This is a genomic window from Pseudoalteromonas haloplanktis ATCC 14393, from assembly GCF_000238355.1.
Lineage (GTDB): Bacteria > Pseudomonadota > Gammaproteobacteria > Enterobacterales > Alteromonadaceae > Pseudoalteromonas > Pseudoalteromonas haloplanktis.
The window spans coordinates 429,270-443,415 of sequence record NZ_AHCA01000001.1 but is presented as its reverse complement, the minus strand read 5'-3'; the positions used below and the strand labels follow the sequence as shown (position 1 = coordinate 443,415).

The 14,146-nt window shown below is 40.1% G+C and carries 17 protein-coding genes; 15 read left to right on the top strand and 2 right to left on the bottom strand.

All coding sequences use genetic code 11. The features are described from left to right. Positions 1 to 91 precede the first annotated feature (91 nt). The 15 genes from PHAL_RS22685 (at position 92) to PHAL_RS0101710 (ending at position 11,352) form a co-directional block, all read left to right on the top strand. A complete protein-coding gene (locus PHAL_RS22685) occupies positions 92 to 388 on the top strand; it encodes a hypothetical protein (protein ID WP_016706688.1) in 297 nt (98 codons plus the stop codon). 212 nt (positions 389 to 600) lie between these two features. Continuing rightward, positions 601 to 1,179 carry an LON peptidase substrate-binding domain-containing protein gene (locus PHAL_RS0101775; RefSeq protein ID WP_029215979.1) on the top strand — a complete coding sequence of 193 codons (579 nt, stop codon included), beginning with the start codon at positions 601 to 603 and terminating at the stop codon, positions 1,177 to 1,179. 66 nt (positions 1,180 to 1,245) lie between these two features. After that, on the top strand, positions 1,246 to 1,869 hold the full coding sequence (locus tag PHAL_RS0101770) for a sigma-70 family RNA polymerase sigma factor (protein WP_016706685.1): 624 nt from the start codon (positions 1,246 to 1,248) through the stop codon (positions 1,867 to 1,869). Then, complete coding sequence (locus tag PHAL_RS0101765) at positions 1,862 to 2,524, top strand: ChrR family anti-sigma-E factor (RefSeq protein WP_016706684.1); 663 nt, start codon at positions 1,862 to 1,864, stop codon at positions 2,522 to 2,524. Before PHAL_RS0101770 ends, PHAL_RS0101765 begins: the two co-directional genes overlap by 8 nt. Positions 2,525 to 2,544: 20 nt before the next feature. After that, a complete protein-coding gene (locus PHAL_RS0101760; RefSeq protein WP_016706683.1) occupies positions 2,545 to 3,498 on the top strand; it encodes a YbgA family protein in 954 nt (317 codons plus the stop codon). Continuing rightward, on the top strand, positions 3,498 to 4,892 hold the full coding sequence (gene phrB / locus PHAL_RS0101755; RefSeq protein WP_016706682.1) for a deoxyribodipyrimidine photo-lyase: 1,395 nt from the start codon (positions 3,498 to 3,500) through the stop codon (positions 4,890 to 4,892). The genes PHAL_RS0101760 and phrB overlap by 1 nt, the downstream gene beginning before the upstream one ends. A gap of 1 nt (position 4,893) precedes the next feature. Continuing rightward, positions 4,894 to 5,325, top strand: coding sequence for a nuclear transport factor 2 family protein (locus PHAL_RS0101750; protein ID WP_016706681.1), 432 nt, complete (start codon positions 4,894 to 4,896; stop codon positions 5,323 to 5,325). Beyond that, positions 5,322 to 6,032 carry an SDR family NAD(P)-dependent oxidoreductase gene (locus tag PHAL_RS0101745; protein ID WP_016706680.1) on the top strand — a complete coding sequence of 237 codons (711 nt, stop codon included), beginning with the start codon at positions 5,322 to 5,324 and terminating at the stop codon, positions 6,030 to 6,032. Before PHAL_RS0101750 ends, PHAL_RS0101745 begins: the two co-directional genes overlap by 4 nt. After that, the gene (locus PHAL_RS0101740; protein WP_016706679.1) at positions 6,029 to 7,285 is read left to right on the top strand and encodes an NAD(P)/FAD-dependent oxidoreductase; all 1,257 of its coding nucleotides are present in this window, start codon (positions 6,029 to 6,031) and stop codon (positions 7,283 to 7,285) included. The genes PHAL_RS0101745 and PHAL_RS0101740 overlap by 4 nt, the downstream gene beginning before the upstream one ends. Then, entirely contained in the window at positions 7,278 to 8,015 is a 738-nt protein-coding gene (locus PHAL_RS0101735) for a DUF1365 domain-containing protein (RefSeq protein WP_016706678.1), read from the top strand. The genes PHAL_RS0101740 and PHAL_RS0101735 overlap by 8 nt, the downstream gene beginning before the upstream one ends. 29 nt (positions 8,016 to 8,044) lie before the next feature. After that, positions 8,045 to 9,307: an SAM-dependent methyltransferase gene (locus PHAL_RS0101730; RefSeq protein WP_016706677.1), complete on the top strand. Its 1,263-nt coding sequence runs from the start codon at positions 8,045 to 8,047 to the stop codon at positions 9,305 to 9,307. Beyond that, on the top strand, positions 9,285 to 9,803 hold the full coding sequence (locus PHAL_RS0101725) for a DUF2878 domain-containing protein (protein WP_016706676.1): 519 nt from the start codon (positions 9,285 to 9,287) through the stop codon (positions 9,801 to 9,803). Before PHAL_RS0101730 ends, PHAL_RS0101725 begins: the two co-directional genes overlap by 23 nt. A gap of 36 nt (positions 9,804 to 9,839) precedes the next feature. Further along, positions 9,840 to 10,337: a chalcone isomerase family protein gene (locus tag PHAL_RS0101720; RefSeq protein WP_016706675.1), complete on the top strand. Its 498-nt coding sequence runs from the start codon at positions 9,840 to 9,842 to the stop codon at positions 10,335 to 10,337. Next, on the top strand, positions 10,334 to 10,867 hold the full coding sequence (locus tag PHAL_RS0101715) for a DUF3833 domain-containing protein (protein WP_016706674.1): 534 nt from the start codon (positions 10,334 to 10,336) through the stop codon (positions 10,865 to 10,867). Before PHAL_RS0101720 ends, PHAL_RS0101715 begins: the two co-directional genes overlap by 4 nt. A gap of 209 nt (positions 10,868 to 11,076) precedes the next feature. Beyond that, positions 11,077 to 11,352: an HU family DNA-binding protein gene (locus PHAL_RS0101710; protein ID WP_016706673.1), complete on the top strand. Its 276-nt coding sequence runs from the start codon at positions 11,077 to 11,079 to the stop codon at positions 11,350 to 11,352. Between the two features lie 62 nt (positions 11,353 to 11,414). On the opposite strand, the gene ilvN is transcribed toward PHAL_RS0101710, so the two are convergent. After that, entirely contained in the window at positions 11,415 to 11,912 is a 498-nt protein-coding gene (gene ilvN, locus PHAL_RS0101705) for an acetolactate synthase small subunit (protein WP_016706672.1), read from the bottom strand. Continuing rightward, complete coding sequence (locus tag PHAL_RS0101700; protein ID WP_016706671.1) at positions 11,912 to 13,636, bottom strand: acetolactate synthase 3 large subunit; 1,725 nt, start codon at positions 13,634 to 13,636, stop codon at positions 11,912 to 11,914. The genes ilvN and PHAL_RS0101700 overlap by 1 nt, the downstream gene beginning before the upstream one ends. Positions 13,637 to 14,146 lie beyond the last annotated feature (510 nt).

The following is a 14,146-nucleotide window of genomic DNA, read 5'->3' as shown; positions in this document are numbered from 1 at the left end:
TATTTCAATGTATTAAAAAATAATTTTCACTTGGCACAACCTTTGATTAAGTAATAGCGACTAACTTAATAACACAATAAGGAATACCATTATGAAAAGCATTATTAAACTATCGGTTGCAGCACTTTTGGTGGTTGGTTCTACACAGGTAAGTGCAAATGACGGTCAATTAGACATTACTCAAACACTTACAAACAATATTGCTCATTACATTGAAAGTGCAAGTAATGAATTACAAAGTAAATTAAAAGAATCTGTGTTCAGTGATTCGCAAAAAATGTTAAACGGGCTACTTTCTTTGCCAAATGAGCAATTAGTTGACTCTAATGCAGTTGAAATTTCGCCGTCCCCTGTGGTGAGCAATAGTGCGTCTAAGGTTGAGGGGTAAGACAATGAGCAGCGAACTTGGATTATTTGCTTTAATGTTAGCACCCGTCGTGAGCCTATTAAGTGTTTATGCTTCAGTAGAGCTACTGCGTAATCTGGGGCAATGGTTAAACTTAGGTTAAACGCAGTAGGTTACTAATAATCACTAACGTTGATCTTATTCGCTGCGGTGCACGTAACGTAATGCAAAGTTTAATTGATGTAGTAAGCCTTATGAAACGTGCAATCTTTCCATTACCCGTCTTTATTCTACCTTGCGGATATACGCGGTTACGTATTTTTGAGCCTCGTTATCTAGAGATGGTTAAAGAGTCATTAAAAACTGAGCAAGGATTTGTGCTGTGTCAATACGATATAGATAGCTACCTCAATGTTCCCAAGTACGGTTGCTTAGTGGATATTATCGACTTTTCACAAGATAAGCATGGGCAATTATTGATTGATGTTGTCGCTACATCAGTGGTTGAAATTAATGATGTATGTGAAAATAAACAACAACTGCGTTATGGTCAGCTATCGGCAACTGAAAACATATTTTGGTTTCAACAACCTCGTCAATTTGCAAATAAAGATAAATATTTACAAACAGCGTTACAGCAGTTATTTGCAAGTAATGAGCAATTAAATGAGCTTTACCGCGAAACTCACTTTAATGAGCTTAATTGGGTTGTTGCCAGATGGCTTGAGTTACTCCCTATCTCAATTGATAAAAAACAACAACTTGCCTTTGAATCTGACTTTGCGAATATTCATTCTTTCCTCCATACTGTGATTAATAACGAATTTTCCTAATTAATATGATCCCTCTGTATTTTTGCCGCGTATTGCACACATAAGAATACTTATAGGAATATTAAGATGGTAAGTCAACAACCAGCTACACGTTGTGAACCTAACACAGGTAACTATACTGCCATGCCAGAAACGCCGAGCAAAGAGCTCGCTGATGCCTTATCGGCTGTCGCCGACAAGCGTGATAAACAAGCATTTGCTTATTTATTTGCTTATTTTTCACCTAAAATTAAACGCTTTGGTATTAAACAATTTAATTCTGACGCACAAGCGATGGAGCTTGTGCAAGAAACGCTGACCTCGGTATGGCGTAAAGCGCATTTGTACAATAACGATAAAGGTGCAGCAACCACCTGGGTATATACCGTGATGCGAAATGCCTCTTTCGATATGCTGAGAAAAATGAAAAGTAATAAAGAAGAGCATATCAGTGAAGATATTTGGCCTTTGGTAGAGCAACATGCCAACTCTGACTACGAATTTAGCGATCACCTTGAAACCCAGCAGATAAAAAACTACTTGGATAAGTTACCTCAAGCACAACGGGACGTGGTTAAAGGTGTGTATTTTCAGGATATGTCACAGGAACAACTAGCAGAGCAGTTAAATATTCCTGTAGGCACTGTGAAATCACGTTTACGTTTAGCGTTACAAAAATTACGCAATGAAATGGGAGACCGCCATGATTAAACATCACCCAAGCGATGCGTTATTAGCGCAGTATTGTAATGCGTCACTGCCAGCAAGCCTGAGTGTTGCCGTGGCAATTCATCTAGAAATGTGTGAATGCTGTCATGCTAAAGTGAAGCGACTTGAAGCACAAAATGCAGAGCTTATCTTTGCTCAACCTCAAAGTGCTATTGATGAAGAGCTCAGTGCTGATGCTATGTCATTACTTGCGGCAATTACAGAAAATGATGACGTTGATGACGTGTATGAAGTCCAACCGCAAACCGTTGCTATCACTAAACAATATAGCTATCAATTGCCACGGGCCCTTGCACGTATTCCGCACAGTAAGTTTATGCAACTGGGCAAAATATCGCGTTCGCGTATTGGTCTTGAAGACGGTGCACTGCGTTCGAGTTTATTGCACATTGCCGCCGGTGGTGAGATCCCAGAGCATACGCACACAGGTTTTGAATTAACCCTGTTACTTGATGGCGAATTTAGTGATGAAGAGGGAGATTACGTTGCTGGTGACTTTATGTGGTTAGATGGTCGTCATCAACATACGCCAATAACCAAAGATGGGTGTTTATGCTACACAGTTGTCAGCAGTGCACTACACTTTAACAAAGGCTTGAGTAAGTTACTTAATCCAATTGGTAGTTTGATTTACTAGGAATACTTACTGGGAATATTATGGCGCAATCGAGTATTAAAATTGGCATTAGTGCCTGCCTTGCAGGTGAAAAAGTACGCTTTGACAGTGGTCATAAAAAATCGAACTTCTGTATGGATGAGCTGGCAAAACATGTCGAGTATCAACGCTTCTGTCCGGAAGTTGCGATTGGGTTACCGATCCCAAGGCCGACTATTAGACAAGTCAAAGTGGGTGATACTATCAAGGTGTGTCGTCCAGATGGTAGTGAAGATGTTGGTCCAAAGTTGACCGAATACGGCAAACGTATTGCTACCGAGCAATCTGCACAGCTCAGTGGTTTTGTATTTTGCGCTAAAAGCCCAAGTTGCGGTATGGAGCGGATCAAAATATACAATGAAGCCGGCACTGGTAATACTTCTGAAGGAGTTGGTTTTTTTGCTGAGCAAATAATGGCACATAACCCACTCTTACCTTGTGAAGAAAATGGCCGATTAAACGATATGCATTTACGTGAAAACTTCGTAATGCGAGTGTTCACCTACAAAAATTGGCAACTACTGCGCGAGCAACCTGCAACGGTTCATCGTTTAACACAGTTTCACGCGCAGTATAAATACCTGTTAATGGCTCACAATTACCAAGCGTATCGTGATCTAGGTAATTTACTTGGCACTTACGAAGGGCGTGATTTTGAAGCGTTAGCAGATAGCTATATCAGTGGTTTGATGGCTGCATTGAAAAGGCCTGCATCTCGAAAAAATAATAGTAATACCTTGATGCACTTACAGGGTTATTTTAAAAAGCAGCTGTCCAAAATAGAAAAGCAAGAACTGCGTGATGCAATTGATGAGTACCGCGATGGTTTAGTGCCATTGTATGTACCGCTGACATTGCTTAAGCATCATTTAAAAGTGCACCCAAACGAGTACTTAGCAAAACAAGTGTACTTTAACCCTTATCCAAACGAACTAAAATTACGCTACGGAATTTAATGAACACTGTATTTTGGTTTAGGCGCGATCTGCGCCTTTTTAATAATCAGGCCCTTTATCAAGCTATTGAAAATGGCTGTAAGAATGCTGTTTTTTTCATCACGGAGCAACAATGGCAGTGTCATGGTGTTGCGCCTATCCAGATTGATTTACTAAAACGCAGACTCGATTACTTAGGTCAATTATTGGCTGATAATGGCATTAAATTGCATATTATTGATGGTGTTGATTATAGCGGCTGCATTCAGCGGTTAACGGCCTTTTGTCAGCAACATGCAGTATCAAGTGTCTATGCAAATAAAGAGTATGAAATTAACGAAGTTAAGCGTGATCAGGCTTTTTTAAAACATGGTGATGAAATTGGAACCTCATTATTGTTATTTGATGGTGATGTAATAGCGCCACCGGGCACTGTGCTTAATCAAAGCGGCGAAATGTTTAAAGTATTTACGCCATTTAAAAATGCCTGGTTAAAACAGTATCAAGATTCACACTTTTATTTTACGACCCCACCGACCATGTTCAGCCCAATTACGTGGCAGAGCTGTGCATTACTGAGCACTGATAATTCTTCCCATAAATGGCCTGTGGATGACCAGTCGCTTAGTCAAATTTGTAGCCGTTTTATCAACGAGAAGTTACTCAGTTATAAAGATCAGCGAGATATTCCAAGTATTAAAGGCACATCGGGCTTAAGTCCATATTTAGCGTTGGGGGTAGTGTCTGTTTATCAATTAATCGCTTTGGTACAGCAAGAGCATATCGATGTATTGAGCAGCTCTAAAAGCAACTTATTTACTTGGGTGAATGAATTAGTATGGCGTGAGTTTTATCGGCATTTAATCGTGGCTTACCCAAAACTCAATAAGTACCAAAACTTTAATGAAAAGTATGATCCCGTTCAGTGGCGCAGCGACGATGCTGATTTTACTGCTTGGTGCCAAGGTAAAACGGGCTACCCACTGGTTGATGCCGCGATGCGGCAATTGCAACAGACAGGTTGGATGCATAACCGATTACGTATGGTGGTCGCTAGCTTTTTAACCAAACATTTGCTGATTGACTGGCGCAAAGGTGAGCGTTTTTTTATGCAGCATCTAATTGACGGTGATCTTGCCTCAAACAATGGCGGCTGGCAATGGGCTGCCAGTACCGGTTGTGATGCGCAGCCTTATTTCAGAATATTTAATCCCATTACCCAAAGCGAACGTTTTGATCCAGAAGGGGAGTTCATTCGTAAGTATGTACCGGAGCTTACGTCGGTACCGAGCAAGCATATTCATTTTCCGCATATTTATTTAGCATTGCAGGGAAGCGATAAAAATCAGTACTGGCCAGCAATTGTAGATCATAAAGCGGCTCGACAACGAGCACTTGACGCATTTAAGGTATGATATGGGTAATCACAAAACGGAAAAATTTATTGAGGTTTATCAGTCACTCAATAAAGATAATTTATGTTTATTGAATCAGATTTACCACCAAGATATTACATTTAAAGATCCTCTGCATCAGGTAACTGGCTTAACTGAACTAACAAACTACTTTTCAGGTCTTTATAGTAACCTTTCTTATTGCCAATTTACTATCAGTGATGCAATTAGCACTGACGATAAGGCCTTTGTGTACTGGACAATGCAATACGTGCACCCAAAACTTAATGGTGCGCAGCAGATAAGCGTTGAAGGGCACAGCCACTTGCAGTTTGTTGATGAAAAGATTATTAGTCATCGAGATTACTTTGATGTTGGCGCGTTATTGTATCGCCATGTTCCTTTGCTCGGCTCTGTGATTAATTACATAGACAAAAGGGCGGCACAGTCATGATCACTTTGATAACAGGTGCAACCTCTGGCATCGGGGAACAATTAGCAAAACAATACGCGAGTGCAGGTGATACGGTGATCGCCTGTGGTCGAAATCAGGAAAAATTAAACGCGCTTGGACAGTTTGATAATATCCAAGCATGCCAATTCGATGCTACCGACATTCAGCAGATACGTCTTGCAACAGCAGCTTACCCTGATTTAGACCGAGTGATTTTAAATGCAGGAAATTGTGAATATGTTGACGATGCACGTAATTTTGATAGCAGTTTATTTACCCGCGTTGTCACAACCAATTTACTCAGTATGGGTTATTGCTTAGAGGCACTGCTACCTAAAATTAAACCCGGCGGCCAGCTGGTACTGGTCAGTTCAAGTGTCACTTATTTACCACTGCCACGCTCTCAAGCCTATGGCGCGTCAAAAGCGGGAGTCAGCTATTTGGCGAAAAGTTTGGCTATAGATTTAAACGATATTGATGTCACGTTAGTGCACCCAGGCTTTGTGAAAACACCACTAACAGACAAAAATGACTTTCCAATGCCCATGGCTGTAACAGCTGAAAAAGCAGCTGATTATATTATTAAAGGCGTGGCAAAAAGACGTAAAGAAGTGCATTTTCCTTATCGATTTACCCTCATTTTAAAATGTTTACGTATCCTGCCATTGTCGCTATGGCTAAAACTTGCAAAAGGATTAACCCGTTGAAAAAAGTCGCCATTATAGGGTCGGGTATAGCCGGCTTAAGCTGTGCACAGTTACTGCATAAAAAGTACGATATAACGGTATTTGAAAAAAACAATTACATTGGTGGGCACACCGCGACTGTCGATGTTCAGGTCGATGGACGAGAATACGCTGTAGACACCGGTTTTATTGTATTTAATGACCGTACTTACCCCAATTTTGAGAAGTTACTAGCGCGTATTGGGGTTAATCGCCAACCCACCCAAATGAGTTTTAGTGTTCATAATGAACAAACGGGTTTTGAATACAATGGCCATACCTTTACTAGTTTATTTGCCCAAAAGCGTAATATCTTTCGTCCTCGGTTTTGGAAATTGCTCAGCGATATTGTGCGTTTTAATAAACTGTGTAAGTCATTACACGCAGCTAATCAATACCAACAAGGGCAAACATTAGGCGCCTTGCTTGATCAACATGGCTTTAACGAGTTCTTTCGCTACCATTATATTTTGCCCATGGGCGCGGCGATTTGGTCTACCAGCATTAAAGAAATGAGCAATGTGGGTGTTGAATTTTTTGTAAAGTTCTTTTTTAACCATGGCCTATTAGATATTACTAATCGTCCACAGTGGTATGTGATCCCCGGTGGTTCTCGTGAATACATCGCGCCATTAATTAAAGGGTTTGCCGACAAAATTCAGCTCAATAGTCACATCAAAACAGTAAAACGAAATGAGCAGATTGTTACTATAGAGTTTGCTGACGGGCGTACTGAAACCTTTGATAAAGTGATTTTTGCCTGTCATTCAGACCAAGCGCTGGCCTTAATGGATGAGCCAACTATGGATGAACAAACTGTACTTGGTGCCATTCCGTACACTGAAAACTCAGTGATCCTACACACTGACACGAGTTTATTACCAAAGCGAAAAGCAGCGTGGGCCAGTTGGAATTACTTGTTAAATGATCACACCGACAACGCCGCAGTGGTCACTTACCAAATGAATATTTTACAAGGAATACACAGCGATACTCAGTTTTGCGTGAGCTTAAATTATCGTGACGGTATTGATAGAGCTAAAATTTTACGGGAATTTACTTACCATCACCCGGTGTTTAACAAAGCATCGATTGCAGCTCAAAAGCAAAAACCATTGATTGATGGTGAAAATAATAGCTTTTTCTGCGGTGCGTACTGGTACAACGGTTTTCATGAAGATGGTGTGAAAAGTGCAGTTGATGTCGCACGTCAATTAGGGGTTGAGTTTGACTAGCGCGGTTTATGTTGGCGATGTTAAGCATCGCCGATTTGCTGTTAAAGCACATCAATTTAAGTACCCTATGTATATGATGTGGGTTGATTTAATGGAACCGGATAGTTTAGATGGCGTTCACCCTTGGTTGGGCACGAAAGGTTTTAAGGCCCTAAAATTTTGCCAACAAGATTACCTAGCATACGCAGAGCAACCACAACACACCATTAGCCAACGCGCACTTACTAGAATTGCTCAGCTTGGCGTATCAGAGTCATTTACTCATGTTTATATGTTAGGGCAATTACGCTGTTTAGGGGTGTATTTCAGCCCAGTAAATTTCTATTTTTACCAAACGGCAACCGGTGACTTTACCCACATGGTTGCTGAGGTGAGCAACACGCCGTGGAACGAAAGACACTATTATTTAGTGCCACTTGCAAAAAAAGTGAACTTTAAAAAAGCTTTTTCCGTATCACCCTTTATGGATCTTGATATGAACTATCATTGGCATATCCGCTTTAATAAAGATAACACCATGATACATATTGAAAATAAAAAAGATGACCAGCTGTTGTTTGATGCCACTTTACGGCTTGAGCGACACACATTAACAAAGGCTGCGATCAGTCGTTTATTAAAACAGTTCCCAGCAATGACGTGGAGTATTTTTAAAGGTATTTACGTTCATGCTTTTAAGTTGCTTTGTAAACGTGTGCCATTTATTGGTCATTCAGGTAACGGCGGTTGAGATACTGTAATTAAATTTTAGGTGAAATTATGGAAAAAGTGTCCAGTTTAGAAAGTGGGCAATCGCACGATTGGCTAATCAAAGTATATAAAAAACTTGTTTTTGGTGCGTTTAATAGCCTAAAGGTAGGCCATATTACCTTAGTACATGGTAATGAGGTTGTTCATTTTGGCGACCATCAAAGTAAGTTGAAGGTGCAGTTAACTGTGCATGATGCCTTAATGTATAAAGCATTTGCTTTATCTGGAAGTGTTGGTGCGGGGGAATCTTACATTCTAGGTCATTGGGATTGCGATAATTTAACCGCATTGATTGAGATTTTTGCGATAAATCAGGCTGAGCTGGATGCGTTTGAGAAAAAATTTGCGTTTTTTAGCAATCTTTATTTTCGTCTTAATCACTTTAAAAATAAAAACTCGCAACACGGTTCGAAAAAGAACATAGTCGCCCATTATGATTTAGGCAATGATCTTTATTCATCGTTTTTAAGCACTGAAATGCTGTATTCGTGCGCTGTTTACCCCACGAAAGAGGCAACGCTTGAGCAAGCGCAAAGTTACAAATTGGACTTAATTTGTCAGCAAGTTGATTTACAGCAAGGAGACACTGTAATTGAAATTGGCACAGGCTGGGGGGCGTTTGCTATTCATGCTGCTACTCATTATGGTTGCCATGTTACGACTACGACAATCTCAGATGAACAACACGCTTATGTGGCACAAAAAATAGCCGAATTAGGGCTTGCAGATAAAATTACATTGTTGAAACAAGATTACCGTCTGCTTGAAGGGCGTTACGACAAGCTGGTTTCAATAGAGATGATTGAAGCTGTCGGCCATGAATTCTTACCCGGCTTCTTTCAAAAGTGTAATGCGTTATTGAAAGACTCTGGTGCAATGTTGATCCAAGCAATCACTATTGGTGATCAACGCTATCAGCATTATTTAAAAAACTCCGATTTTATTCAGCAATATATTTTCCCTGGTGGCTGTTTGCCCTGCATAGATGAAATGAATAAGCAAATTAAACAGCAAACCGATATGGTCGTACACAGTATTAAAGACATTGGTGTCCACTACGCTAGAACCTTGGCTGATTGGCGTACTCGGTTTATTGCAAGCTGGCCAGAGATTGACAAAGTAAAGTTTGATCAGCGTTTTTACCGTTTATGGTTGTTCTATCTAGCGTATTGCGAAGGGGCATTTCGTACCCGTGCAACCAGTACTGTGCACTTAGTGGCGCGTAAGCCCCGATTTAGCCACTCTGGTGATGATATTGCACTCGGTTATTAATTTTGCACTGTTCCAAAGTGTTTGGTTTATGGCTTTACTCTTTGAAAATAGGGCAAATTTACCTATAGCGACAGTGCTTATTTTGATGCTGTGGTTATCGAAACAACGTAAGCAAGATTCACTGCTGTTGTTGCTTGGCCTTAGTATCGCACTGTGCTTTGAATATATAATGGTGCAATTTGATTTGCTTGGCTTTAAATCAAACCCTTACCCCATCTGGTTGGTATTACTGTGGAGCGCACTGTTGTTGACTGTTAATACGTCAATGCAATTTCTAACCAGGCTTCCTTGGTATTTATCATGTGTTTTATGTACTGTGTTTGCACCGGCAAGTTATTGGGCTGGCGCGCGATTTGAGGTAATAACAATAGCCCAGCCACTGTGGTTTTTTTGGTTGGTATATGGTCTTAGTTGGGCGTTGATGTTTACCTTGATTATTTTTGCGAATAAAAAAATAGCGACTTATCTTCTTTTACACGATCGCTATGGCCATTAATCACGTATCAATCATTTATTATTTAAAGGATGAGTTATGCGTAAAATTACCGTTTATTTATTTACCCTCTTCTTGCTACTTTTATCAATCAATAGCTTAGCAGCACAGTTCAAACAAGTAGGCCAGAGTCGCTTTGAATACTACTTTTGGGATGTTTACGATGCAAAACTTGCTACTCCTTCAGGTCAATATCAGTTTGGCCAACACCCAAGCAAGTTATCGTTAACCTATTTAAGGGACTTTGCTGCCAAAGACATTGTTAAAGCCACCAATGAACAATGGCAGCATTTAGGAAAGAATGACTTGCTTGGTAAGTACGATAAAGAGTTGCTAGCGCTATGGCCAGATATAAAAGAAGGAGAAACACTTTCTTTTATAACGGATGAGCAAGGTAAAGGCACTTTTTACCATAATGATAGCAAGCTGGGTGGTATTGATGACAGTGAGTTTGCTGATCACTTTTTAGCTATTTGGCTATCACCGCAAACTTCGCAGCCTGCAATGCGTAAACAACTGATCGGGGAACAAAAATGAAAAAGTTAACATTAGCATTGATAGTCATTTTTTGTATTACATTAGTCAGCTGTGTTGCGCCAGATGTCGATCATTATCAGGGCAGCAGCCCTGAATTTAATTTTAAGCAATTTTTTAATGGCAGATTGAAAGCCTATGGCGTTGTGCAGGATTATAGCGGTGAACTAACCCGCAAGATGGTCGTTGATATGAACGCCAGCTGGGATGGCAATCAGGGCGTGATAGAGGAAGATTTCGTTTACGACGATGGCGAAACTCAGCGTCGAGTGTGGAAAATCACCTTAAATGACGATAATTCTCTAACGGGCACCGCCTCAGATGTGATTGGTATTGCTAAAGGTAGCAGTAATGGCAGTGTGTTTCATTGGCAATACACGCTTGAACTACCTTACCAAAATGACACCATTGAAGTTAATTTAGATGATTGGATGTACTTGGTAACACAATCGCGCTTGATTAACCGTACAGCTATTGATAAGTTTGGCATTGAGGTCGGGGAAGTGACCTTAGTTATCGAAAAAGTGGAATGATAAACAAATTGTCATATTGATTTGCCAAATTAGTGGTTACATTCACTGTTGGTTAATGTTTAAATCGATATTTATTTGGGCAATTATTTAAAATTTACTCATTTTTTAAGAATTTACGCAAAAAAGGCATTTTGCTGTTGCCAAGACTTAAAAAATGCATAAAGATAGGTTTTGCGAAGGCAAAATAATAACGAATAGGAATTTAACAAATGAATAAAGCTCAATTAGTTGAAAAAATCGCTACTGATGCAGAAATCTCTAAAGCAGCAGCAACACGTGCACTTGATGCATTCACTGGTGCTGTTACTTCTTCTTTAAAAGATGGTAATTCAGTTGCATTAGTTGGTTTCGGTACTTTCTCTGTAAAAGAGCGTGCTGCACGTACTGGTCGTAACCCACAAACTGGTGCAGAAATTCAAATTGCAGCGGCAACTATCCCAAGCTTTAAAGCGGGTAAAGGTCTAAAAGATCAAGTTAATCCTTAATCAAGTAAATTGATTAAATAAAAAAGGGCTAGTTAGCCCTTTTTTTGTTGCGAAAATGAGTGTTACGCTTTTAACGCTTTATCACCACGACCAATGCCAACGGCACCAGAGCGAACCACTTCAATAATATCGGTTTCATGGCGTAGGGTATCCAAAAACGACTCAATCTTATCTGTGCTGCTAACAAGCTGTAATGTGTAACTATTACGACCCATGTCTAAAATAGCCCCTTGAAATACATCAACAACACGTGTTACCGCTGCTCGTTTTGCTTCGTCTTGCGCGAATACTTTGACTAATAGCAGCTCTCGCTCAATATGCGACATTTCAGTTAAATCGATAATTTTTAGTACATCGACGAGTTTATTTACCTGCTTAGTGATTTGCTCAACCACACGATCATCACCCATAGTGGTAATCGTTATACGAGACAGTGAATGATCGTCAGTTGTGCCAACGGTTAAACTATCAATGTTGTAAGCGCGTTGTGAAAACAGGCCAACAATGCGAGATAAAGAGCCCGGTTCATTTTCAAGTAAAATAGATAAGATACGGCGCATTATGCTTTCACTCCTTTACGTAACCACATGTCATCAACTGCCCCAAGTTTAATTTGCATCGGGTAGACATGTTCATTTTCATCAACCAAAATATCTAAAAATACTAGACGATCATTTATCGACATTGCTCTATCAATAGCTGGTTGTAGTTCATCGAGTGTGTTGACGCGAATACCTACGTGCCCATAACTTTCGGCAAGTTTGACAAAATCAGGTAGCGACTCCATATAAGACGATGAGTGGCGTCCACCATAAACCATGTCTTGCCATTGGCGAACCATCCCTAATGAGCGGTTATTCAGTGACACAACTTTGACTGCTAAGTTATATTGTAAACAGGTTGATAGTTCTTGAATGTTCATTTGAATTGAACCATCGCCGGTCACACAAATAGATTCTTTATCAGGAAATGCCAGCTTTACACCCATTGCTGCGGGTAAGCCAAACCCCATTGTGCCAAGCCCACCTGAGTTGATCCACTGACGTGGGTTTTTAAACGGGTAGTACTGCGCGGCAAACATTTGATGTTGACCCACATCGGAGCTGATATAAGCATCACCATGGGTGGCTTTATAAATTGCTTCAATGACCGCTTGAGGCTTGATTTTGTCGCCTTCATGGTTGTAGCTCAAACATTTTTGCTCACGCCAGCTGATGATTTGACGCCACCAATCTTCTTGCGCACTACGGTCTATTTTAATGGGGCTTTTATCAATTGCAGTTTGTAATTGCTCAAGTACTGTTGATAAACAACCTACAACTGGAATGTGCGCCTTAATTGTTTTAGAAATTGATGTTGGGTCGACATCAACATGGACAATAGTCGCGTTAGGGCAGAATTTTTTGACGTTGTTGGTTACTCGATCATCAAAGCGCGCGCCTAATGCTAGAATCACATCGGCATTGGCCATTGCTTTGTTTGCCTCAAGGCTGCCATGCATACCAAGCATGCCAATAAAATTAGGATGCACACCTGAAATACCACCTAAACCCATTAAGGTATTGGTAATTGGCGCATTGAGTGACTCAACCAAGTGGGTTAGTTGCTCAGAGGTGTTAGAAATAACAATACCACCACCAGAATAGATAACTAATTTTTTAGCTTCTAATATAGCGGTAACGGCTTTACGAATTTGCTTTGGGTGGCCTTTAGTATTCGGGCTATAGGTTCTCAGCTCTGTTGCAGGTGGGAACTCAAAATCAAATTTTAGTGCCGGATTTAACATATCTTTCGGTAGTTCAACAACCACAGGACCAGGGCGACCTGTGCTGGCAATATAAAATGCTTTCGCTAAAATTGCAGGGATATCCTTTGCGCTACGACAGTTAAAACTATGTTTAACTATTGGGCGTGAACAGCCAATAATATCGGTTTCTTGAAACGCGTCATCACCAATTAAGTTCGTTGGCACTTGACCTGAGAGCACCACCATTGGAATTGAATCCATATAAGCGGTTGCAATACCTGTAATGCAATTGGTTGCACCAGGTCCTGAAGTGGCTAATACAACACCCACCTCGCCGGTTGCACGAGCGTAGCCATCGGCCATATGAGTGGCTGCTTGTTCATGACGCACTAAGATATGTTCAACATCATCTTGTTGAAATAATGCATCATATAAATCTAATACTGAACCACCGGGGTAGCCAAATATATATTTTACTCGCAATGCTTTTAATGCCTGAACAACTAGTTCGGAGCCATTATATTGTTGTGTACTCATCCTCATTCCTCTGCGTGCCTAATACCTTTGTAAAATAGCGGTTCGAGAGTATTGACTCTGTTCGCTATTTAATCGCAATGGCATTGTATTTTAAATGCATAAAAAAACCCCCGCTGAAGGCGGGGGTTTTTAAAAAGCGTATTCACCTTTTAATACATCCCCGCTGGGCTTAAGACTAAGACCAGTACGAGTACATTGATAAGGTGACGTTGGTTATTCATAGCGCTGTTATTCTTCTATTTGTTTTGTTATAAAAATTTTAATGGTGCGTTACATTGTGCAACCTATTAGGTAATAAAAAGCACAACTCATTCACTAAATTTAATACCCTTATTTTTAAAGCTTTTGTCATTCGATGTCAACTGTGAATGTGAAAACTTGCATTAAATTTCCAAAATAAATGTTTTTTCATTTTAAAGTTGCTTTAATTTGTAATTAAAATGACAAAAACAAAAGAAATTATGCGATTTTTATATGTGAACCGTTTTACTGCTTGTAGCGTAAAATAGC